Genomic DNA, 22824 nt, shown 5'->3' with positions numbered 1-22824 from the left:
ACCCGAAGACGGAGCCAGGGCTGAGCCGCTCGCCGGCAAGAAGGGGAGGGCTCAACGGAGCCTGTCAACGGAGTTGAGATACCGGGTGGTTGAGTTTACTGAGCGACGTCCTCCAACGCGGGCGATGCGCCGAGGAGTTGGAGGGATTGGTCCACGCGGCGGTGGGCAGCATGGGCGGGAGCGGGCAGTGGCGCACGAAGCGTTCGGGATGCCGGCCGTACGCGGCGGTGAGGACGGCCGCACGGGCGGCCGGGCGCGCGGTGGCAAGGCCGTAGTGCACGTCGTGCGGCGTGTGCAGTCCGAGGCCGCGGTGGCGATGCGCCGTGTTGTACCAAGGGAAGAACACGTTTCCGTGGGTGCGCGCGTCCACGAGGGAGCCAAACGACCGGGAAAGGCGGGACGATACTTGAGCGTCTTGAACTGCGCTTCGGAGAGCGGATTGTCGTTCGAGACGTGGGGCCGGGAATGCGTCTTCGTGACGCCCCGATCGGCCAGGAGCAGCGCCACGGGCTTGGAGGTGATCGCGCCGCCCCGATCGGCGTGGACGGTCAGCTGGCGTGGAAGAATCCCCTGTCGCGCGCAACTCGTCGCGATGAGTCGTTCGGCGAGGGCGGCCGATTCGCGAGGGGCGACCAGCCAGCCGACCACATAGCGACTAAAGATATCGAGCAGCAGGTAGAGGTGGTACCACGTCCACGTCGCCGGCCCCTTGAGGCGCGTAGTGTCCCAGCTCCACACCTGGTTCGGGCCGGTGGTGAGCCGTTCGGGCGCGGCAAAGACCGGATGGCGCCGCTGCGCGCGGCGCTCCCGCACCTCGGCTGCGGCCGCGAGCACGCGGGTGAAGCAGGCGCAGATCGCCGCGGTGCGACGCGAGTTCCTGCGCCCGATCAGTCATGCGGCGACGGTGCTGTCTCCGGAGGCCGCTCGTTGCGTCGCTGTCGCTGCTGACGGCGCGGGACAACACCAGCACCATCGCGGACGCGGAGGGCGTCGCGGACTTCGTCGAGGAACACAAGGCGTCGTTCGTGAGCATCGGCTTCCCGGAGGACTTCGTGGAGAAGCTGCGCAGGTCGGCCGCGGACCTGCGGGTAGGGATCGATGCGCGCGCGTCGGACTTCGGGAGGCGGTCGGCCTCGACGGCGGCGCTTCGGCAGCAGTATGCGCGAGGGCGGAGCGTCGTGAGGATCCTCGACGCGATGGTGTCACCGCACTTGGAGCGGTCGCCGTCGAAGCTGGCGGAGTGGCGGACGATCTCGCGCTTCGCGCGGTTGTCTGCGCCCGATGAGGCGGTGGGGCCGCCGTCGGCGCCGGTGCTGGTAGTGCCGCCTGCGACGCCGGCGCCAATCGCTGCCTGACGAAGGCCACCAACAACGCGGGAGTAGCCGATCGTGGCTCCTTCCGTGTGTCGCGCAGGCGATGGAGAGCGACGGCCAGTGATCCTCCGCTTACAGGTCCGAATGGCCCGCGTCAGCCAGGCGTCATTTCTCGGTAGCTCCGGCATTTCCACGACTTATCACCGCCGAACAGTGATCGCCTTCGTTCCAGCACGAGGGGTCGCCGTTACAATAAGACGCTCGTGTGACAGCACTCGTGGATCATGGTGACACCACGGCCATGTCCAGGAGGCGCCCAGTGTCCACCTACTACCGTCGAGTTGCAGCCCTACTTGCTGTTCTGATCCTTGGCGCGTGCTCAGACTCTGTCGTGACGCAGGCGAATGCTCCTCTTGCCGCGCCGCTGCAAGCATCGCGTGACGTGATTCCTCCAACCGGCGAGTGCTTTCAATGCACATATGGGCCCAAGGCCGTCGTCGTGCCCTCGGGAAAGACCAGTGTAACCATCGAGGCACTGCTCCCCGGTGACAAGGCAACGGGCTACATGTTCGCGGTCCGGGCCAGCCTGGGAGCGGCTGCGGAAGTCTCTGTCAACGGCGTGTTGATTCTGAGCCGGAAAGACACAGAGTCAGCACGCGGCGGTGAACTGAGCAGGACGTTGCAGCTCGATGCACGGAACCGCGTGGTCGTCAGGGTCTTCGGTCAACCCGGAGCCTCAGCGGTGGTTGCGCTTCTCCGCGTCCTGGAAGCTCGTCAAGCTGTCGCGCCACCGGGAGTCGCCACGACCGTCTCCCTGCCATCGGGTCCGAGTCTGGTTGCCACCGTACCGGCAACTGCAGCGGCGCCGTTGAAGATCGGGTTGTCGGAGAGCTCAGCCGTCCCAGTGCTCCCGGGACGTAAGACGCCACTCTCCCTGGTGACGCACCTTCGTGTCGACGACCCCTCACCGTTGCCCACTGCGCAAATGAGGGGATTCGGTCGAGGTGCCGTCCAGAGCACTCCACAAGGGACGCGACTTCAACTTACCTTCCGCATCCCGGACCAGCCTCTGCCCGCCGGTCAAAAGCGAGTTCCTTACGCGCTGTTTCTCGATCCTGCCACGAGGCTCATACAGTCCAGGACTCAGGTGAGCGCTACGGCCTCGTTCGTTCGCGATCCCGTCACGCTTCAACCATCCATTCAGTACCAGTGGTCGGTCAACGTCTTCGGATCGTTGTCCGTGCATCTGGTGATTGCCTCCGTTCCCCAAACGTGTCAGAACAACTATGCGTCGGTGCTGCCCAACGGAGCCGTCGCAGATCCGACGAAGCGGCCATTGATTCTCGTTCACGGGCTTGTTGCTGCAAACTCCAGCTGCGACGACTTTGACAATTGGTCTCCCGATCTGAGCTACTGGGAGGACTTCACGCCAGAGCTGCAGTTGCCAGACAACACGGGGTGGAAGATCGACGATGAATACCAGATCTGGTACTTGAAGTACCCGTCGAATGAAGGAGTGGACGCTGCCGCGGACGCGCTCCACACCGAGATCCAGAAGATCATGGCGTTTCACAACGGCAAGCGTGCGACCCTCGTCGCCCATTCCCTGGGTGGAGTCGTGGCTCGACGCTTCCTGAAGCTCCACGATGGACGCAACGGCAATACGCCACGCCAGCGCGTGGACAGGGTTCTGACGCTCGGAAGTCCTCACGAAGGCACTCCTGCAGCAGATTCAGGATGGGGTACCGGGGTGGCGGATGCCCGGTACGACCTCGAGTCCGACGCGATGCAGCAATGCACGAACCACTGGGGCTGGTGGCACAACGTTGTGGCCGGCAAGCTTGCGGCGCTTTCTGGCTCACAGACACAGAAGGACGTTTGGCGTCTGTTTCCGTCGGGCGGTGCTTCCTATCTGGGGTCGGACGATGACGTCGTCGTGGCAGTGTCGGGGACTACCACAGTGCCAGCAATCGACTACGACGTGGTAACGGAGGCCGGACTGCGAATCCTCGGGTGCACCCTGGAGCTTCACCCTAGCAGCCCCGTGGCCTCGAACGATCACGACGGATTCGTGGCCAAGTCGTCGGCACGGCCGGCGTGGGCTCGTGCGATTGCAGGCAGCGTAGAGTTTGCATCCACCGATCACCTCATGCTCGTCAACAAGACGGGGATTGGCGTAACTGTCGTCGATCACGTCAAGGCGTTGCTCAAGCCCGTCCCGAGTGCCGGGGTCCTTGTCGCGCACTACAAGTTCGACGGCAATGCCGACGACGTCACGGCGAACCCGATCAACGGTACCCTGACCAACGCGCTCTTCGTCCCCGGCCGCGTGGGGACCGGAAGCGCCGTCCGCTTCGCCGGTGGCACGAGCCTCATGAACGCGCCCGTCACCCCAAGCTCGAAGCTGGCGTTCAAGAGCACCGACCAGTTCACGGTCGCCCTGTGGATGAAGCCGGATCAGCTTCCGCCCGGGCCGGACAACATGCTCGTCTACAGCATGGGCAGGAATGACATGAGCGCGTCCGTCCAGCTGCAGCCCAACGCGACGCCATTCGTCTCCGCGTGCACACCAACAGAATCCTGCCACTCGGCATACGCGTCCACCGGCAGCGCTCCGACGGGCCAGTGGCACCACGTCACGCAAGTCTTCGATGGCGTCAAGCAGACCATGAGCCTGTACTACGATGGCGCGTTCGTGAGCACCGTCGGCTTCTCGTTCTCGGCGCGAGCGATCGACGTCGATTTTAGCGTCGGCTCGGTGCCGTACACGAGCGCCAACGCGTTTCGTGGAAGCGTGGATGACGTGAGGGTCTATCGCGGCATGCTCAGTCCCGCCACGATCGCGGCCCTTGCGAACATCCCGGCACCGCCAACGCCGCCGATCCCGACAGGTCTCGCCGCGTTCTATCCGCTCGATGGCAACGGCGACGATAGTAGCGGCAACTCCAACCATGGCACAGCGCTGCAGACGACGACCGTCGCGGGCCACGACGGCAAGGCCAACACCGCCATGTCCTTCGGACCGTTCGGCGTCGTGTCCGTGCCGTCGAACCCCATCCTCGCGGGCCTGACGAACGACCTGACCCTCGTGTTCTGGGTCCGAAAGCAATTCACGCCACTTGGCGTGGGAATGATCCCCGTGTCACGACGGGAGCCTGGAAACGTCATCCACTTCCTCGCGTACCTCCAGCCGGGAGGCTCCGGGTTCCAGTGTTGCTCAGCGGGCGGGTCGGCCACGGGCATGTTCTACGCCCCGAATGGCAACGGCCTCACAACAATGAATGACGGCCAGTGGCACCAGGTGGCGATCGTCAGGCGGTTCGGGCCGAGCGGGTTCACCGAGGTGTACCTCGACGGCAACCCCGTGCCGGGTACTTACACGTCTGGTGCAGCAACGGCAGCTGCGCCGGCGATCGTCGCCGACCTCCTCATCGGTCGACAAGCCAGTACGTCGCCGGGGCAGTTCGACGGATTCATCGACAACGTGTACATCTTCAACCGCATCCTCACCCAGACGCAGATCATCTCACTGCCCTGATGCTGGGGAGCAACGACAACGACGGGGAAGCGCGCCGCGCTTCCCCGTCGTCGTGTCACTCGCCGACGCTACTTGTGCTCGAACCGTCGGTGGCAGCGCCGCACCTCAGGGAGGGGCATTCGCCGCGGCCGCAGTCGTGTACCTGGTCGAACAGGAACCCCAAATGAGTGCGTGAACGACAGCAGCCCTCTCCGGGTTCACCAGCCGGGTTAGCTTACCGCGCAACTGGAACGGCGCACCCCCCAGTGCCTCGCCGTGTTCCGCTTCAGTTGAAATGTGACTCCTCACCCCTCCACACTTGGTATCGTGGAGTTCGGAGGAGTCATGACGGGTCGCAACGGGAAACGACAGAAGAAGACCGGTGCTCGACGCCAGTTCACCCCGGATGAGAAGGCGACGATCCTGCGCAGTCACCTGGTCGACCAGATCCCCATTTCGGATCTGTGCGACGAGTATCACATCCACCCGACTCTTTTCTAGGTTCTTCGGGGATTTCCGGGAACCTCGGGTGACAGACCCGGGCGCGTGTGGCATGCGCATCGCGACCCGACGGCGTGAGGCGTCCGATGGCCTACGAAGAGATCACCGCCCTGCTGGGGGGCTGGCCGGGGTTTGTGATTCGCGAAGTGACGCTGCAGCCCGGTGGGACCGCGTCCGGCGCCCCACAGGTCACGATTTGCCTCGACGCGGTGCCGACGGCGCGCCGGTATTGCAGTCGCTCCGGGCACGCGAGCGCCCAGGTGCATGACGTCGCCGACCGCCGGATTCGGGGACTGCCGATCCTGGATGCCGAGACGTGGCTCGTCGTGCCGCAGGCCCGGGTGGTCTGCGCGACGTGTGGCCCCACCGTGGAAGCGTTGCCGTGGCTGGACCGATATGCCCGCATGACGCGGCGCTTCGTCGATAGCGTCGCTCGGCTCACCGCCGTCCTGCCGATCCAGCAGGTCGCGGACTGGTTTGGCTTAAGCTTGGACACGGTGCGGGCGATCGATCAGGCCGCGATGGAGGCGCGGCTCGTAACATGGCGCAACGCATCGTTCGAGCCATCAGCATCCGGCAGCCGTATGTCGAGCTGATCCTGCGTGGCCAGAAGTGGCGAGAGTACCGCTCGGTGGCGACGACGATGCGCGGGCGCGTGTACCTCTGAGGCTCCAGCCAGCTGACGATCGCGCCTCACGCCACAAACGTTGGCGCCCTCGCGCGGTCGCCGCGCATTCACGGGCATGAAGGGCGTGCGTGAAACTCGGGGAGACGTTCCGCCCGTTCGGGCGGCCGACGCGACCTGTCGGGCCAGCACGCGTCTGACTCCTGAGCGGAGTGCTGTCAGCCCGGCGCCGTCAGGCGCGCCCGTCCAGCAAGCGCTAACTTGAAGCGCATGAAGCGCCGCATGACGGTCCGCATCACGTCCCTTGGCAGCGAAGATGCTGGCGATCCGCGGATGGGTGGGTCGGTGGACGAGCGAGTTGCCGCCGTCGGCGTCCTCACCCTGGAAGCGTGGCGCCTCTCGGGTCGTCAGTTGCCGTCGTACACGCGTAACGCCATGCCGGTTGTGCTCGCGACGCTTCGCGAGCACAACGCGGACGAATGATCGAGCCGTTCAGGGACGTCCTGGTGGAGATGAATGCGGCAGGCGCCCGCTTTCTGGTAGTCGGCGCGCACGCCCTTGCCGCTCATGGTGTGCCGCGCGTTACCGGCGACCTCGATCTCTGGGTCGAGAGGTCACCGGACAATGCCATGCGCGTCTGGCTCGCGCTGGTGGCTTTCGGAGCACCGTTCGAGTCCCTTGGCGTTCAGGCGCAGGACTTCGAGGCGCCAGATCGCGTGGTTCAGCTCGGCCTCCCACCCTACCGGATCGATGTGCTCACCGACATTTTCGCGGTTGCGTTCGAGGATGCCTGGCCACAGCGAGTTCCGGGAGTGATGTTCGGGGTGTCGGTCGCCTTCCTTGGACGCGCCGACCTGCTCAGGAACAAGCGGGCATCCGCCAGGCCACGGGACATCGAAGACGTGCGTCGGCGGGGCGGGCAGTAGCGGACGCCTCCGGGACGCACGGTTTCGTTGCGGCTGCTTCGCGGGTTATCCCGGCCGGCTACGGCCGGCCGAGGGAGATGAACGCCAGCCCGTTGTTCGCGTTCATCGGCACCACGAGCTGGTTCGCTCCGGCGTCGTAACACATCGAGGCCGCGCTCGGGACGTTGCTCGCGATCAGGTCCGCGGGCTGGCCCGGCCGGATGCGCGAGATGCCGCCGTTGATCACGCTGCTCACGTACTTGGTCCCGCCGGGCATGATTACCAGGCCGTCGTTGCCGGCCTGCACGGCCCGTTCCGTGGCGACCAGCCGGCCGTCGGTGGAGAAGGTGAGCACCTCTTCGTTTCCGATGTTTACGACCACGATCCGGCCCTCGCCGTCCAGCGCGATGCCGTTCGGCTGACGCAACGGAGCGCCCTGCACGAGGATGCTGGCCGCGCCGCCTGGCGTGATCCTCCACACGTGCCAGGTGGTGGGTGCATCCGCCGCACCGGTCTGGGTCGCGTAGATCGTCCCATCGCTGGCGACCTCGATGTCGTTGAAGCCTGTGGAGCCCGCCACGCGAATCTCTCCGTTCGGCGTCCCCGTCCGCATGTCGAACCGACGCACCACGGAGACGCTGGGGTCGTCTGGCGTGGTGCCGCCGTCGCGGTCGGCGAGGTAGAGATTGCCGCCCATGATGTCGCTGCCTAGCGGTTCGTTGAGCACGAGTGGCGGCTCGAGCGCGGCGCGCGGGGCGCCGGCGGCCTGCACGCCGATCCAGCGCGCGGTGTGCACCGAGCCGTCGTGGTTGATCAGCGAGACCCAGGCGTTGTTCGTCTGAACGGCCTGCGGCACGCCACGGTTTGGGACGACGATCAGGCCGCGCACGTCGTCGTACGAGCAGCTCTCGGCGGAGTAGATCGCGCCGAACATCTTCACGTTGGCGGAGACCGGAGTGAACACCGCGCCCGCGCCTGGTACGACGGGCAGACCTACGGGATTCCCGACAGTGTAGGGCGGTCGTGCCGCTTGCTGAGCGTCCGCGGCGGCGGCGCCGAGCACGAGCGAGCAGGAGAGCGCGGAGCGCAGGATGACGGAACCAGTCATGATGGGTCACGAAGTCGGAGTCGATGGCAATGAATGTCGACGCGCGCGCGACGTGAAGGGTCCGCCGCGTCCGCATGGCGACGCGCAAGCGAAGCGCTGCAGCGCAAAGCTCATGAGAATCCCCTGAGGGCGGAACGGTCACCGTCAATGCCTTTCGCGGTCCGTGCCTCGACTTGATGCACTCGCGAGGTGTCTGCTGTGGCGAACGCGCGGTATCCGGCGGCCCCTTGCTGAGGTGACGTCAGGGATGGGGCGAGCCGGCGGGATTCCACCACGGGGTTTTCCTTCCCTTGCCAAAGGCACCTGTAGTCTGCACTTTGGCCCTCACATACCCGGAACGAACTCCCCCCAGTCCGCTCCGGCCCAGCGCAGTTCGACTCCCCACCCACAACGCCCCTGGGAGGTCGCATGAGACACCTGCTGTCCGCGCAGCAGTGGTCCCTGTCCGCGTGCGCACTCGCGCTCGTCCTGAGCGCGACGTCGGCGCTTGCACAGGGCACCATCGTCACTGGCAAGGTTTCACGGCTGGAGGGAGGTGGCCCGCTGTTCGGGGCCAACGTCACCATCACGGAGCTCAACGCCTCCGTGGGCACGGATGAGCAGGGCACGTATCGCATCGTGCTGCCGGCCGAGCGAGTCCGTGGCCAGTCGGTCACCATCCGAGTGCGCTCCATTGGCTTCAAGCCGCTCGCACGCACGATCACGCTGAGTCCCGGCACCCACACGGAGAACTTCGGGCTCGAGGTGGACATCAACCGCCTCTCCGAGGTCGTCGTCACTGGGGTCACGGGCGCCACCGAGAAGCGGAAGCTGGCGATCACCGTCGACCAGGTGAATGCGGCAGACCTTCCGGTGCCGGGGACCAACGCCCTCACGCAGTTGCAGGGCAAGGTGACTGGCGCGCAGATCGTTGCGCCCTCCGGTCGACCGGGAACCGCGCCGGCCGTGGTGCTGCGCGGACCCAAGTCGCTCAATGCCAGCGGTCGCTCTCAGGCGCCGCTGGTCATTGTGGACGGCGTGATCTACGACGGTGGCCTCAATGACCTGAATCCGCAGGACATCGAGACCGTGGAGGTCGTGAAGGGCGCCGCGGCGTCGTCGCTGTACGGGTCGCGCGCCGGAAACGGCGTGATCCAGGTGACCACGAAGAGCTCCAAGGCCGGGCGTGCGGGCACACGGTTCAACGTGCGCAACGAGTTCGGCTTCAACGATATCGCCGGGGAGTTCCCGCTCGCACGGAATCACTTCCTGATGATGGACGAGAAGAACGAGCGATTCTGCATGCGGGCAACCAACGCCGCGTCGGGGCTCGTCAACGGCCAGCCGCAGTGCCTCCGCACCATCGACTTCGAGGCCGAGGCGCTGCGCATCAACGAGCAGGGCGGTGGGAACGCCCTGGCGCCGGCGCTCTTCCAGAATGACGGTGGCATCGCACTCTCCCTCTCCAAACCGTTGCTTCGGGGCACGTTCCAGACCCGGTACTTCCCGCGCATGTACGATCCGGTGAAGTCGGCGACGACGAGCGGCTTGTTCAACAACGCCACGTTCGACATGACCGGGCGCTACAACAACACCGGTGTGTACGCCTCGGCCTCCTCGCTCCGCCAGGAGGGTGCCGTCGAGTTCCTGCGCGGCTACAACCGGAACACGTTCCGACTCAACGCCGACCAGCAGGTGAACGACAAGTGGACGACGCAGGTCAACACGTTCTACTCCAACAACACGCAGTATCTCGACGGCGAGTTCTTCCGCCTGACGCGCGTGCCGGTCGGGGTCGACCTCCTGCGGCGTGACTCGTTCGGCCGGCTCTTCGTGCGATCGAATCCGCTCAATCAGGGCGATCAAAACGCCAATCCGTTGTACTGGAACGAGGCGAACCAGGGTCGTCAGCAAACGGACCGGTTCCTCGCGTCCAACACCACGCGCTTTGCCCCCACGTCGTGGCTGGATTTCGAGGGCAACGCCAGCTACGACCGCCGCCGCTGGGACTACTACTTCCAGCGCGACCGCGGCTATCGCGTGACCACGACCACGGGCACCACCGGCATCGGCGATCGCAACGAGCAAACGTCGCGGGACGACAACATCAACATGTCCCTCACCGGGACCGCCCGTCGCTCGAATTTCCTGCGCGAAGGCCTCGATGCTCGCCTCAACGCGCGCTACGCGTTCGAGCAGCAATACGGGAACGGCCAGGACAACAGCGGCAACACGCTGGCCATCCCGGGGCTCAGCACGCTGAACAACGTGACGGCATCCCAGACGGTCAGCTCGTCGAATCAGAAGGTCTCGGCCATCGGAGCGGTGCTCGGTGCTGCCGTCGACTTCCGTGGACGCTACATCGTGGACGGACTGGTGCGCCGCGACGGGTCATCGCTGTTCGGCGAGAACAACCGATGGGCGACGTATTATCGGGCGTCGGCGGCATGGCGCCCGTCGGACGAAGCCTGGTGGCCGGCCAAGGGCGCGATCAACGACTTCAAGATCCGCAGTTCCTACGGAACGGCTGGTGGCCGCCCGCGCTTCTCGGCGCAATACGAGACCTTCACCATCGGCGCCGGTGGCGCGGTGACGGCGCAGACGCTGGGCAACAAGAACCTGCGTCCCGAGTACACGCGCGAATGGGAGGTCGGGTTGGACGCGGAGCTGTTCTCGAAGTACGGCCTGACGATCACGCGGGCCAAGGCGTCCACGACCGATCAGATCATCCTCGTCCCCGTTCCCGGCGCGTCGGGCTTCCTCAACCAGTGGAGGAATGCGGGCACGCTCGACAACAAGACGTGGGAAGTGTCCCTCAACCTGCCGGTCGTGAACCGCGGAGACCTCTCGTGGAACGCCCGGATCGGCTGGGACCAGACGTTCTCGTACATCACCAAGCTTGGCGTGCCGCCCTTCTTCCAGACGACGGAATCGTCGACGTTCCGATTTGCGGAAGGCGAGCGCATTGGTACGATCTGGGGCCGCAACTTCGTCACGTCCTGCGCGCAGCTGCCGGCTCCGTTCAACGCGGACTGCGGTGTTGGGAAGGCGTACCAGAAGAATGACCAGGGGTTCGTGGTCTGGGTCGGTTCAGGCAACACGCCGCAGGATGGCATTACCAAGAACCTCTGGCAGGCGGTGAACCCTGGCTGCGTTCGCAACGGATCCCCGACCGGCACAACGGGCGTCGTGAACTGCGCGAACGCTGGCGGCACCGTGAACGCACCGTGGGGCATTCCGCAGTACAGCTGGGGCATGCCGATCGTCCGGCGCGACTCCACCGGAAACGCGGTGCTCGATCGCGTGGGCAACACGCTGCCCAAGCAGCGCTACACGCTGTCGAACACCATCGGGTACAAGAAGCTGAACCTCTACTTCCTCATCGATGCCGCGATCGGGCAACACGTGGCGAATGAGGAGCGCCACTGGTCGCTCGGCGATTTCACGACGCGCGCTCAGGACCAGGCCGGCAGATCCGTGGGCGATGCCAAGCCGATCGGGTACTACTGGCGGGCACCGGCGCCCGATAACTCGGCCGGCGTGGGCGGTTTTTATGACATTCTCGGGGCCAACAACCTGACCTCGGAGAAGGCCAGCTACACCAAGCTGCGCGAGGTCACGCTGGGCTATCAGCTCGGGCGGCTCTGGGGCCTGCCCGAAACGTCACTGTCGGTGATCGGGCGCAACCTGCTCACGATCACCGATTTCACCGGGTGGGATCCGGAAGTCGGTGTGTCTGGCACGAACCTGAACAGCTCAGCCATCACGGCGGTCGCGGCCTACCAGTATCCGCAGATGCGCACGTTCACGTTCTCCGTTGGAATCCGCTTCTAGAGTCGCCTTGCGGGGATGCCGACTGGCATCCCTGCCCACCCGAGGATTGCCGATGACTGCGTTCCACCGATTCCTCCCGACGGCGGCCCTGATGTTCGTGGCGGTGGCTGCCTGCGACAGCGCGTTGTCTGCGGACAACGACAACAACCCCGACGTGGCGCGTGTGTTCGCGGCGCCCGCAACGATCGAACAGACGATCGGCACCGGCTATCAGCAGTGCCGAAACGGATACCAGGCCATTACGGTCCAGCCTCAGCTCCTGATGCTGAGTCTCGAGGCGTACTCACAGCTGAACAACTTCTCGATGGGCGTACGCGTCGGTATCCCGCGAACTCCCATCGTCAATTCCCGTGGCGGACCGGGGACGGGAGAGCCGTTCAGTCTCTATTCCGCCGAGGCTCGGTTGGCGCGGCAGCTCGCCAACGGCCTGAGTGCGCTCAACACAATCAAGAAGGATCAACCGAGCCTCGTGTCCGACGGGTTCTTCGCGCGCGTCAAGTCGTTCGGTTTCTTCGGCATGGCGTGTGCGATTGGCCAGCTCTCGCTGCTGTTCGACTCGGTGGCGGTTGTCGGCCCGGGCATGGCGAGCGATTCCGTGCCCGGGCTCGCGTCCTACAGCGACGCGATGAAGGCCGCCATCACCTACCTTGACAGTGCGGAAGCCATTGCGCTCACGGCGCCGGCGACGGGATCCGGAGGATATCCCGCCCCCGCCGCGTGGATGTCGGGAACGACGCTGTCACGCGACCTGTTCCTGCAGGTCGTCCGGCAGATGCGTGCACGCTTCCGTGTCAGCGTTGCCCGGACGCCGGCCGAACGTGCCGCGGTGAACTGGGATCTCGCCATTGCCGATGCGACGCGCGGCGTGACCGATGTGGTCGAGGCCACGGTGGGTGGCTCCAGCGGGTGGAGTATCGGGTTCCAGTCGAGCCAGATGTATGTCTCGGCGGGCTGGAGCCAGATCTCACCGATGTACTACGGCATGGCCGACGTGTCCGGCCAGTACGATGCGTGGCTCGCCCGTCCGCTCACGACGCGGACGGACTTCCTGATCCAGTCGCCTGACAAGCGATGGCCTGCGGGCAACACACGCGCATTGCAGCAGGCGGCCTCCGCGGCCGAACCGGCTTCGTACGCCACGATGCCCTACGTTCGCAATCGTGTGACCGGTCAGGATGTCCCCGGCGACCCGTGGGGCACGTCGAACTACGACTACATCCGGTACAAGTACATCCGGAACGCCGGCGACAATGGCAAGTGGCCGGAGTTCCGCCCCGAGGAGGCGAACCTGATCGCCGCCGAGGGCTACATCCGGAAGAACCAGTTTGCCCAGGCCGCCGCTCGAATCGACATCTCGCGGGTCCGTGCGGGCCTGCCGGCACTCGCCGGGGTCATCACGTCGGCAACCGATGTGGTGCCTGGAGGTGCGAGCTGCGTTCCGCGCGTTCCGGTCGGGCCGGCGTTCACTTCGACGGCATGCGGCACGATCCTCGAAGCGATGAAGTACGAGCTGCGCATGGAACTGGCGCACGGTCGCTTCGGTTCATGGTACTTCGATGGACGCGGCTGGGGGGATCTCATCACGGGGACGGCCTTCCAGTTCCCGGTGCCCTATCAGGAGATGGATTCCCGCGGTCGGCCGTTCTACGACCTGGGGGGCGGCGGCCCAGGGACCGCGCCTCGCGGGACCTACGGGTTCTGAGGTGCTGGTGCCAGCCGGCCGGGTCGTGGCCATGTGTGGCGTCGCCCTCGCGTTGGGAGGCTGCTACGTGAGCGTTCCTCTCGACGTGGGGACGGCGCCTGCCGCCGGTGAGCGTGTCGCGCTCGAGATATCCGACGAAGGGCGCGTCGCACTGGCCGAACGACTCGGGAGTGGCCTCGTGGAGGTCGAAGGTCGGCTGGTGGCGCTTTCGCCTGCCGCCTTCGACATGCAGGTGTTCAAGGTGAGGTCGATCCGGGACGGCGAGGCGCAATGGAGCGGTGAACGCGTCTCCATTCCGCGCGCACAGGTGGCCAGAGTCAACGCGCGTGCTCTGTCGCGAGGACGAACCGTACTGGCCGTGGCCGGCATCGGCGGTGGCATCATTGCCTTCATCGTGACGCGTCAACTCCTGTCCGGCGGGCGTGAGCGAGACCCGTCGAACCCGCCCACAGGACCCGAGACAATTCGCATTTCCCTCCTTCGGTTTTCCCACTGAACGGTCGACTTTCAAGGCCGAGGATATCGACTCATGAGAGCTCTGGTTCGCCTGCTTGGTGTCATTCCGGCACTCAGTCTGGTCGCCTGCGAGAATGACCCCGGCGTGGAGCTGGCCCCCACCGCGCCGATTGCGTACGTACGCTATGTGCACGTGGTCCCCGATACGTCGGCGATGGATTGGCGCCCGATCGACGCGGTCGACAACTCACCGTGGGCGTACGGGATGACCTTCCGGGCCAATACGCCATATCAGGCCATGGGCGCGGGGGCGCGTCGCCTGCGGATCTTCCCAACGAGCGACAACATCAATATCACGTCGCAGATCGTGATGGACACGTCGATCACCTTCACGGCCAATACCTACTACACGGTCATTCACCTCGGGTTGGCGCGGCCTGGCGGTGCGCCGGCCGACCGGCTGTGGGTGCTGGAGGACCAGGTCCCTGCGACGATCGGGGCCAACCAGATCGCGGTGCGGGTCGTGAACGCCGGGGTGAACCTGGGCAGCGTGGATGTGGGCACCGCGTCGTCGACGACGGGCACCTTTGCGAGCCTGGTGTCGGGCGTGGCCTACGGCACAGCCTCGGCATACCAGTTGGTCGCGACAGGGGCGCGCGCCCTGCAGGCCACGGCGCCAGGAGCGTCGACCGTGGTGGCCCCGGCGAGCGCGCTGCCGGTTGGTTCTGCAGCAATCAACGGACTTACCGCCATCGGTGGCACCGACATTGGTGGGACAGCCATCACGGCTCTGGTCGTGCCACGCTCGGTGGCCGGATCACTTGCGCCACAGGGATTCTCCACGCCGGGCATCCTGTACCTGGTGGACCGGGTGCCGCGCTAGACACGGGAACGCTCATGTCGTGTGACGGTCCATTGTCATGACGACCTGCACGATCGAGGCCGGGGAGTTGATCCCTGGCCTCGATCGTTTGGGGCGCCGGGCGTGTGTACACCCGGATCCCGTCAGCGCCGAAGGCGCCGGACAGGGTCGTCGAGTGCCGCGCCGGGTTTTCGCCCGCAACCAGCGGGGTTAGCTTTTCGCGCAACTGGAACGGCGCACCCCCCAGTGCCTCGCCGAGCCATGGGTAGCAATCGCAGGAGACCACATGCGCTTGAGCAGTGCGCTGTTCGTCTGCGCGTTCGGGGCGATGAGCCTCGTCGCGTGCGGCGACGACGATGACGCGACCACGCCGGCGAGGGAGCGGTACGTCGTCACCCTGAACGGGCTCAACGAAAAGCCCAACGCCGTCACCACCACGGCCACCGGCAGCGCGGTGGTGACGGTCCTCTCGCCCGACAGCATCGAGTGGGTCGTCTATGTGTCCGGCATGGACTCGATCACCGCCGGGCACTTCCACGCCGGCGACGTGAACAGCTCGGGACCCGTGATGTACTTCACCTTTGGTGGCCCGACCACCGGGCGTGGCGTCACCGGCGTGTTGAACAGCGGGATCGCCACACGACAGTCCACCTTTTCCGGGGTGTTCAACTACGATTCGCTCCTGAAGCGCATCCGGGCGGGCACGACCTACCTCAATGTGCACACGCGCCGGTATCCTCCCGGCGAGATCCGGGGTCAGGTCTCGCCGTAAAACGCCGAACGCGCCGCAGCGACCCAAGCGCTGCGCGAACAACTCCAGGGGGCGTCGGTCCATGCGGATCGGCGCCCTCGGACGTTTCTCGGGAGAACGATCGACCCTCCTCGCGCCCCTCCGACGAGGTCGGCCCGACCGCCGTGCCTTCGTCGCCGGGCGCCGCGCAGCCGCGGCTCCGACCCCTGCTGTTGTCCCTGACCTGAGTAATCGGGCTCGCGCGCGCCCACGCGCCCTCCGCTGATGAGGATTCGACCTCCTCGTCCTGGTCGCGCCCCTTCGGCGACGACAACTCGCCGTCCACGCCCTTCGGCCCAGCACCCCTGTCCCCGGTCGGCGTGAATCACGGCGTTCCCCGAGGCGTACCCTTCGAGTTCCGGTTGAACCTTTCGTTAGGTTGTCCGGGTATGATGAACGGATGAACTGTTTCGGCTCGCGCATCATGCGCCCCGACGGCAGCTCCCCGTTCCCGCTCGTCCGCAGCGAGCCGACGCCTGTCGCAGGGCACGCAGCACTGGCTGATGGCTCCTGAGACTGCCCCCGCACACCACGACCCATGACCATGCGTTTCCCCCTCGTCGCCCTCACGTTGCTCGCTCCCGTCGCCACCGCGCACGCCCAGGCCTGGTCCTATCCAGTTTTCCAGACTCCGGTCGTTGAGCACCGCGAGTTCAACGCCGGCGTTGCGGATGCCGGCAGGGGAGGGACGACGCTCATCATCCAGTGGCGTGAAGCGCTTGCCTCACGCTCGCAGTTCACGCTCGAGGCCGGTTTGGTCGCGCCGGATGTTCGCGGTCGGAGCAACCTCCTCGCGCTCGGGGCGCAGTACGCCTTTCAGCTCACCCGCTCGACCTCCGAAGTTCCACTCGACCTCCTGTTCACCGCCGGTGCCGGGACGGCACTTGGCGATCCCGTCACCCTGCGCCTCCCCGTCGGTATCAATGCGGGACATCGCTTCGAACTTGACGGCAACACGACGCTGACACCGTACGTGCATCCGCGGCTGTCGCTCGATTTCTGCGGCCACTGCGGCGACGCCTCGGGGATCGGCATCGACTTCGACGTCGGCGCATCGTGGGAAGTGACCAGCGTGCTGGCGATCCGTGGCGCCGCGTTCTTCGGTGGCGGCGACCTCTTCGGGCGTAACGGAATCGGCCTCTCCGTCGCGTATCGACCGCCGGGCCTCACCGGGGCGACTCGTTAGGCCTGGGGATCAGTTTTCGCCGGGATCCACCAACCGCGACACCAGGTCAAACGCACGCTCCGCGGCGCCCAGGCCGTCCTGCACCACCGTTCGCGCGTGGTCGCCCGCGATCGCAGCACCCGGTCCAAGCCAGCGGGTCATGGCATCGGCCAGCTCGGCCACCCCTCGCACCGACGCGCCGCCGTCCTGCTCGAGCAGCAGCCCGGCATCGCGACTCTTCTCGTGCTTTGGGCCGAACATCACCGGAATGCCGAACGCGGCCGGTTCGAGCACGGAATGCAGTCCGGCCGCGTGGAAGCCGCCGCCGACAAACGCACATGTGCCGAGTGCATACAGGTCCCCGAGCACGCCGACGCGATCGACCAGCACCACGTCGGCGTCACCAACGTCAGGCGCGCCCAGGCGCGCGAGATCCACGCCCGAGGCCTCGCCCCAACGTTCGATCGGCCGGAGGTGCGCGTCGGTTGGCTCGTGGGGGGCGATGATGAGCCGGGCACGTGGTACTCGTTCGCACGTGGCCAGGAATGCCGGGAGCACCACCGCCTCATCACTCGGCCACGTACTTCCCGCCACGATGGTCGGGCGCGGCGAGCCGAGCGCGCCGACCAGGCCCTGCGCGCGATCCACGCCGCGTGCGCGGGCCCACACCTGGTCGTATCGCGTGTCGCCGGTGACGGTAACGGACGCCGGCCGGCACCCCAGCTCAACCAGACGGCGCGCGTCGTCATCGGAGATCGCCCCCACGCCATCAAGCAGCGCGTAGGCGTCCCGCGTCAGCGCGCGGGCGAGCCCCCCCCGACGCCGGGAACCCCGCGACACCGTCCCGCTCACCATGCCTAACGGGACCCCGGCGCCGTGTGCCGCCTCGCAGAGCAGCGGCCAGACATCGAGCTTGGCGAACACCAGCGCCGAAGGTTGCAGCGCGGCCACGAGGCGCTGGCCCTGACGGGGCGTGTCAAAGGGCAGGTACCCCGCCACGTCCACCGGCAACTTCGCGGCGAACGACTCGGCGCTCGGCGAAAAGTACGTGTAGGCCACCTGCCACTCGGGGCGTCGCGCGCGGATCAAGTCGATGACGGGTCGAGCCTGCAAACCTTCACCGACCGAGGGGGCGTGGAACCAGGCCAGGGGGCGCGCCGGGTCGCGACGCGTGCGGCCCCACGCCTCCCACTCATCCAGCCCCCCCCGCCGTGCCGCCAGCGATCGCAGCACCTTGCGGCCACCCTTGGGCGCGATCGCCGAGGCGAGCGTCGCCGCGTGCCCCGCGATGAGGTAGGCCGCTCGCGTGATGGGGTGCACGGATCTACATGGTGCCGGCCAGCGTTTCCTTCACCGCCGTGCGAAAGACCTCGATCGGCGCGTTTCCGGGGATCACGACCCGGCCGATGAGGAACGTCGGCGTCGAGGATGCGCCGGCACTCGACCCGCGCTGGTAGTCAGCCTGGATCATCGGGACCATGACGTGGTCTGCAACGCACTTCTTCCAGATCGGGACGTTCAGCTTGAGTTCCGCCGCGATGCCCTCGAACGCCGCGGAGGGACTCGCAAGGTTGCCCCACGTGCCGACGGTCGCGAAGAGGCGGTCATGGAAAGGCCAGAACTTGTCCTGGGCGCCACCGCACATCGCGGCTTCGGCCGCCGGTACGGCGTTCTTGTGGATCTTGAGCGGGTAGTTGATGTACGCGAGCCGCGCGATGCCCGTCTCCACGAACTCCTTGTGCACCTGCTTCTCGGTCTTCTCGTGGTATTCCTTGCAGAAGGGGCACTGGAAGTCGCTCACGACGAGAATCCAGAGCTTGGCCTCGGGCTTTCCGTCGATGCGCGCGAGGTCAGCGCGGGTGACGCGTGGGTCCGGCAGGGCCTTCTGCTGTCCCCCGGGGGCCTGAGCCGGCAGGTCGACAATTCTGGGTGCGTTGGCGGCCAGCGGTCTGGCGTCGGCCTGAGTGCAGGCGGCCACCGCGACGGCGGCGATCACAAGGAGCGCAGGGCGCATGACGATGCGAGGGTGGGGGCCGGAAACCCGGACGAATGGTTTCGCGTGGTGTAAGATACACGGCGCGGGCGTCGGGGTCCCCGAGGCACGCCGGACTCGACCAGCCTTCCCACCGCGCCGTCCCGGCCACCACACTCGCCCAGTGACCCACCGCGTTCAAACGTTGCGCTCGCCTGCGTGCCCCACCGACTGGTGACGGTACTCTTTCCTGCCCTCGCGGGCGCGTTGCTCTGGTTCCAGCAGGCCGTCGCCATTCCATCCCCGCCACGCGGCTTCAGCGCCTCCGAGGCCGACATGGTCGTGGACGAGGCCCGCGTGCTGTCTGGCGATGCGGTGGCGCGGATGAACCGGGCGATCTTTGCCGTGAAGGCGGCGTCGGGCGGCGAGATCGTCGTCGTGACCATGCCCGACATTGGGGGGCGCGAGGTGGGCGACGTGGCCCTCCGGATTGGGCGTGAATGGCGCGTCGGCTCGAACGCCGCGATTGGGGACCGTTCGCGCAACGCCGCGGTCGTCGTGCTGTTGATCCCAAAGGAGACCGCGTCCGATGGCCGCGGGCAGATCTCGATCCAGACGGGGCAGGGCGCCGAGGGCTTCATTACGGACGCCATCGCCGGAGACATCCGTCGGGAGGCGATCCCGTACCTGCAGGCACAGGACTATTCGAGCGCTCTCGAGCTGATCACGCAGCGGCTCGCCCAGCGATACGCGACCGAGTTTTCGTTTTCGCTCGACTCCACGGTCGTGGATTCGCGCTTCGTCCAGCGCCAACGTGGCGGCGGCACCGTGCAGCCGAGTTCTGCGCTGGTGGTGTTCGTGGTGCTGCTGGTGCTCTTCGTGATGATGGCGAGTGCCAGGGGAGGTCGGAGGCGCGGGTGCCTGTATCTCCTGGCGTCCGAGGCGTTCAACGCGACCTCATACCGACACGGACGCGGCTCATGGGGTGGGGGTGGCTTTGGTGGCGGCAGCTGGGGTGGAGGCGGTGGTGGCTTTGGCGGGTTTGGTGGCGGAGGTGGTTTCAGCGGTGGCGGCTCCAGCGGGAGTTGGTGACCATGGCGAAGATGACTCTTGATGACCTCATCGCTCAGCTGCGGGCGATCTACGGCAACGACCTCGTGGCGGTGGCGCTCTACGGGTCCGCGGCGCGCGGCGAACACATCGCGAAGCATTCGGACCTCAACGTGCTGGTGGTCGTGGAGCACATCACGATGGAACACCTGCACCGCGAGGCGCCGATCGCCCGCGGGTGGCGCGAAGCCGGTAATCCGCCGCCGCTCACGATGACGCGCACGGAATGGCTGGGCGGGGCCGACATCTTTCCGATGGAGTACGCCGACATCCTGGCGCACCACCATGTGCTCGCCGGCGACCTGCCCATCGCGGGTATCGTCGTGGACATGAAGGATCTCCGTCTCCAGCTCGAGCACGAGGCGATGAGCAAGCTGTTCCGGATGCGCCACGCCATCTTGCTGGCCGATGGTGATCAGAAGGCGCTGCGCACGATGCTCACCGATTCGGTGAGCACGGTGATGGTGCTGTTTCGTGCGGTGCTGCGCATGTACGGCGAGGCGCCCTCGGCCGATTCGCTTGTGGTTTGCGAGCGGGTGAGCGAGCGGACCACGCTCGACACCAGTGCGGTGCAGCGCGTGCTTCGGCATGTACGACACAACGATCCGATGCCGGCGGGCGATCTTGCCGCTGTCGTCGAGCGATACCTCGCGACCGTGCAGTCGCTGGCTGCGTGGCTCGATGCCTATGTCCCCTGAGATGCTTCACTGCGACCATCGTCGCCCCCTGCTGCCCGCACACGTTCCATGTTCCTGACCGCCCCGACCTCTCTCCGGAGTTCCCCCATGCGATTCCGCGCTGCCCTCCTCGCCACGAGCCTTGCCCTCACCGGGTGCGGCTACAACACCATCCAGACCTACGACGAAAACGTCAACAACGGGAAGCAGCAGATCGAGGTGCAGCTGCAGCGCCGGCACGATCTCATCGGGAATCTCGTGGAAACGGTGAAGGGGCAGGCCAAGCAGGAGCTCGAAGTCTTCACGCAGGTCGCTCAGGCGCGTGCCGGACTGCAGGGCGCCCTGCAGAAGGGCGACCCGAAGGAAATGGCCAACGCCAACGAACAGGTCACCGCGGCCGTGCGCGGGCTCATGATCGCCGTCGAGGCCTACCCGCAGCTCAAGTCTGACGCGGCGTTTCTGCGGTTGCAGGATGAATTGACGGGCACCGAAAACCGCGTGGCCGTGGCCCGGACCGACTACAACGGGGCGGTGCAGACCTACAACACGTACATCCGGCGGTTCCCGGCGGTGTTGACGGCCAAGGTGATCGGGGCCAAGGCCCGCGAGTACTTCGAGGTGACGACGCCCGAGGCGAGGGAAGCGCCGAAGGTGGATTTCAGCAAGTAGGCCACTGCGGGGCCCATAGAGCCCAGGAGCAGAGGTCGAGCGCGGCCCAGAAAGCCAGGAGCAAGAAAGAAGGGGTCGGACTCAGCATTCGCGAACGTACCTGGCTGGTGGCGGCCCCTCACGGTGGTCGGGGCAGTGGCCCTCGGCGAGGCCTTCGTATCGACACGGGTATGGCCGGATTGCTCGGGGGCCGCGGCAAGGGTTCGCGCCAGTGACGAGTCACATGGGGCGATTCGGACCCCCGGGTGTCGCTTGTATGTGAGGCCCCTCGATGGCAACTTCGCCACCATGACTCGCCCAGCTTTCCGCATTCTCCTCGCGCTCTCCGCCGCGAGCCTCGGTGCGTGCTACAAGTACGTGCCGCTTGCCACGCCGCAGCCCGAGGTCGGCACCGAAGTACGGTCCTTCCTCACGCCCGAGGGAAGCTCGTCGCTCGCTACCACCGTCGGACGCAACGTAACGGTCCTCGACGGGCGACTTCTCGAGGAGCAGTCCAACGTGTGGCGCCTCGCCGTTTCGCAGACCATGACCGCCGAGGATCGCCGAGTGTCCTGGACCGGAGAGCCGGTCAGCGTGCCGCGATCCGCGGTGGCGAGAATGGAGCTGCGGGTGATCGATCGCCCGAGGACCATTCGAACGGTGATCGTAGCCGCGCTCGGTGGGATTGCGGTCGGTCTGCTCGTTCGAGGCATCTCCACAGGCACGTCGGGTGGTGGCGACCCGGTCGCCCCGCCCCCGTAAGGCGCCTGCATTCTCGCGTCCCGCGCACCGGGAAACAGTCGTGCGGGGACGCGCAGACCACCCGCCCGATCAGGGCCTGAACGCACCGCGCGAGAACGTCGGGTCCAGTGCGATGCCGTTGCGACGCAACTCATACCACGCGTCGCCAGCGTTAGGCGCCGGTGCCACGAACATCACCGGCTGGTCGGCCAGCACGCGCTCTCCCTCGCGCACCACCGGTCGCCCCGATGCGCTGACGCGGCCAACGAGGCCCCCAGGAGCGCGAAGGTCGATCTGCCACCGACCGTCGGACGCCGATTGCGCCCGAGCGACTTCGGCGTCGAACCCGGCGAGGACGGCGCCACTCCGCGTCGGCGCCCACTGCACGGCTCGGCCGTTGCGACGGACCCGGGCATTACTCGCGGTCGCGACCCGCAGGCTCTCGGGCCTCAGCGACAGCACGTCCAGGGTATCGAGTCGCATCGCCGCCTTCCCCAGCAGACGGTACTGCTCGGCCAGGTGCGCGGCATGCGCGAGGAGCGAGTCCGCCGCGGTCTGCACGCCCGCAATCGCCCGCATGCGCGCATCCTGCGCGCGGATGGTGTCGAGCGCGCTGCGAATGGCGCCCACCTGCGTGCGCAACGCGGCCACATGCGGCGAGGCGCCCGAATCGTGCTGCGCGAGCGCGCGCGATGGGTCGCGCGCCGGCCAATCTCCGGACCGCGCAATGAGGGTGCCCACGCCGATTGCTGCGACGAGTGCGGCGCCCACGCCAACGCTCCCCGCTACGCGCAACGCGCGTTCGGTGAACGTGAAACTCCGCGGAGCTTCGGTGTCGTGCGAGATCAGCAGGATCGTCCAGCGGCGCATTTCGAAAGGGACGCGACGCCCTGAAATGCGCTCTCCGGGCGCGGAGTCA

At 66.6% G+C, this 22824-nt stretch carries 21 protein-coding genes; 16 read left to right on the top strand and 5 right to left on the bottom strand.

Translation table 11 applies throughout. The features are described from left to right. Nucleotides 1–51 precede the first annotated feature (51 nt). Complete coding sequence (locus IT361_15115; GenBank protein ID MCC6319008.1) at nucleotides 52–834, bottom strand: transposase family protein; 783 nt, start codon at nucleotides 832–834, stop codon at nucleotides 52–54. A 59-nt stretch (nucleotides 835–893) separates the two neighbouring features. Here IT361_15115 and IT361_15110 point away from each other — a divergent pair, with 59 nt between their 5' ends. From IT361_15110 to IT361_15085, 6 genes are all read left to right on the top strand, one after another. Further along, nucleotides 894–1355: a hypothetical protein gene (locus IT361_15110; GenBank protein ID MCC6319007.1), complete on the top strand. Its 462-nt coding sequence runs from the start codon at nucleotides 894–896 to the stop codon at nucleotides 1353–1355. Between the two features lie 1105 nt (nucleotides 1356–2460). Further along, on the top strand, nucleotides 2461–4851 hold the full coding sequence (locus IT361_15105) for a hypothetical protein (GenBank protein MCC6319006.1): 2391 nt from the start codon (nucleotides 2461–2463) through the stop codon (nucleotides 4849–4851). A 324-nt stretch (nucleotides 4852–5175) separates the two neighbouring features. Next, the gene (locus IT361_15100) at nucleotides 5176–5331 is read left to right on the top strand and encodes a hypothetical protein (protein MCC6319005.1); all 156 of its coding nucleotides are present in this window, start codon (nucleotides 5176–5178) and stop codon (nucleotides 5329–5331) included. Between the two features lie 74 nt (nucleotides 5332–5405). After that, the gene (locus IT361_15095; GenBank protein ID MCC6319004.1) at nucleotides 5406–5927 is read left to right on the top strand and encodes a transposase family protein; all 522 of its coding nucleotides are present in this window, start codon (nucleotides 5406–5408) and stop codon (nucleotides 5925–5927) included. Nucleotides 5928–6226: 299 nt separating this feature from the next. After that, the gene (locus IT361_15090; protein ID MCC6319003.1) at nucleotides 6227–6439 is read left to right on the top strand and encodes a hypothetical protein; all 213 of its coding nucleotides are present in this window, start codon (nucleotides 6227–6229) and stop codon (nucleotides 6437–6439) included. Continuing rightward, nucleotides 6436–6882, top strand: coding sequence for a hypothetical protein (locus tag IT361_15085; protein MCC6319002.1), 447 nt, complete (start codon nucleotides 6436–6438; stop codon nucleotides 6880–6882). The genes IT361_15090 and IT361_15085 overlap by 4 nt, the downstream gene beginning before the upstream one ends. A 58-nt stretch (nucleotides 6883–6940) precedes the next feature. Here IT361_15085 and IT361_15080 read toward each other — a convergent pair whose 3' ends face one another. Next, on the bottom strand, nucleotides 6941–7969 hold the full coding sequence (locus IT361_15080; GenBank protein MCC6319001.1) for an SMP-30/gluconolactonase/LRE family protein: 1029 nt from the start codon (nucleotides 7967–7969) through the stop codon (nucleotides 6941–6943). A 408-nt stretch (nucleotides 7970–8377) separates the two neighbouring features. Here IT361_15080 and IT361_15075 point away from each other — a divergent pair, with 408 nt between their 5' ends. The 6 genes from IT361_15075 to IT361_15050 all read left to right on the top strand — a co-directional run bounded on the left by IT361_15075 (nucleotide 8378) and on the right by IT361_15050 (nucleotide 16778). Next, nucleotides 8378–11782, top strand: coding sequence for a SusC/RagA family TonB-linked outer membrane protein (locus tag IT361_15075; GenBank protein MCC6319000.1), 3405 nt, complete (start codon nucleotides 8378–8380; stop codon nucleotides 11780–11782). A gap of 52 nt (nucleotides 11783–11834) precedes the next feature. Beyond that, the gene (locus tag IT361_15070; protein MCC6318999.1) at nucleotides 11835–13484 is read left to right on the top strand and encodes a RagB/SusD family nutrient uptake outer membrane protein; all 1650 of its coding nucleotides are present in this window, start codon (nucleotides 11835–11837) and stop codon (nucleotides 13482–13484) included. A 67-nt stretch (nucleotides 13485–13551) separates the two neighbouring features. Further along, nucleotides 13552–13980: a hypothetical protein gene (locus IT361_15065; protein MCC6318998.1), complete on the top strand. Its 429-nt coding sequence runs from the start codon at nucleotides 13552–13554 to the stop codon at nucleotides 13978–13980. A 33-nt stretch (nucleotides 13981–14013) separates the two neighbouring features. Continuing rightward, nucleotides 14014–14823: a DUF4397 domain-containing protein gene (locus IT361_15060; GenBank protein MCC6318997.1), complete on the top strand. Its 810-nt coding sequence runs from the start codon at nucleotides 14014–14016 to the stop codon at nucleotides 14821–14823. Nucleotides 14824–15088: 265 nt separating this feature from the next. After that, complete coding sequence (locus IT361_15055; protein MCC6318996.1) at nucleotides 15089–15574, top strand: CHRD domain-containing protein; 486 nt, start codon at nucleotides 15089–15091, stop codon at nucleotides 15572–15574. A 562-nt stretch (nucleotides 15575–16136) separates the two neighbouring features. Next, entirely contained in the window at nucleotides 16137–16778 is a 642-nt protein-coding gene (locus tag IT361_15050) for a hypothetical protein (GenBank protein MCC6318995.1), read from the top strand. A gap of 9 nt (nucleotides 16779–16787) precedes the next feature. Here IT361_15050 and IT361_15045 read toward each other — a convergent pair whose 3' ends face one another. Together IT361_15045 and IT361_15040 are read right to left on the bottom strand one after the other, a co-directional pair. Then, a complete protein-coding gene (locus tag IT361_15045; GenBank protein MCC6318994.1) occupies nucleotides 16788–18077 on the bottom strand; it encodes a hypothetical protein in 1290 nt (429 codons plus the stop codon). Between the two features lie 4 nt (nucleotides 18078–18081). After that, a complete protein-coding gene (locus tag IT361_15040) occupies nucleotides 18082–18771 on the bottom strand; it encodes a thioredoxin domain-containing protein (GenBank protein MCC6318993.1) in 690 nt (229 codons plus the stop codon). A 177-nt stretch (nucleotides 18772–18948) separates the two neighbouring features. Here IT361_15040 and IT361_15035 point away from each other — a divergent pair, with 177 nt between their 5' ends. From IT361_15035 to IT361_15020, 4 genes are all read left to right on the top strand, one after another. Next, nucleotides 18949–19821, top strand: a complete 873-nt coding sequence (locus IT361_15035) for a TPM domain-containing protein (GenBank protein MCC6318992.1) — start codon at nucleotides 18949–18951, stop codon at nucleotides 19819–19821. Between the two features lie 2 nt (nucleotides 19822–19823). Beyond that, nucleotides 19824–20537 (top strand): nucleotidyltransferase domain-containing protein, encoded by a 714-nt coding sequence (locus IT361_15030; GenBank protein MCC6318991.1) that lies wholly within the window; start codon nucleotides 19824–19826, stop codon nucleotides 20535–20537. A gap of 87 nt (nucleotides 20538–20624) precedes the next feature. Further along, a complete protein-coding gene (locus tag IT361_15025) occupies nucleotides 20625–21185 on the top strand; it encodes a LemA family protein (protein ID MCC6318990.1) in 561 nt (186 codons plus the stop codon). A gap of 288 nt (nucleotides 21186–21473) precedes the next feature. After that, nucleotides 21474–21926, top strand: coding sequence for a hypothetical protein (locus IT361_15020; protein ID MCC6318989.1), 453 nt, complete (start codon nucleotides 21474–21476; stop codon nucleotides 21924–21926). A 69-nt stretch (nucleotides 21927–21995) separates the two neighbouring features. Here the strand turns inward: IT361_15020 and IT361_15015 are convergent, their stop codons facing one another. Then, the gene (locus IT361_15015; GenBank protein MCC6318988.1) at nucleotides 21996–22775 is read right to left on the bottom strand and encodes a hypothetical protein; all 780 of its coding nucleotides are present in this window, start codon (nucleotides 22773–22775) and stop codon (nucleotides 21996–21998) included. Nucleotides 22776–22824 lie beyond the last annotated feature (49 nt).

The sequence above is a fragment of the Gemmatimonadaceae bacterium genome, from assembly GCA_020846935.1.
Lineage (GTDB): Bacteria > Gemmatimonadota > Gemmatimonadetes > Gemmatimonadales > Gemmatimonadaceae > RBC101.
Note: the sequence above shows the minus strand (reverse complement) of the source record. Positions and strands in the feature narration are given on the sequence as shown.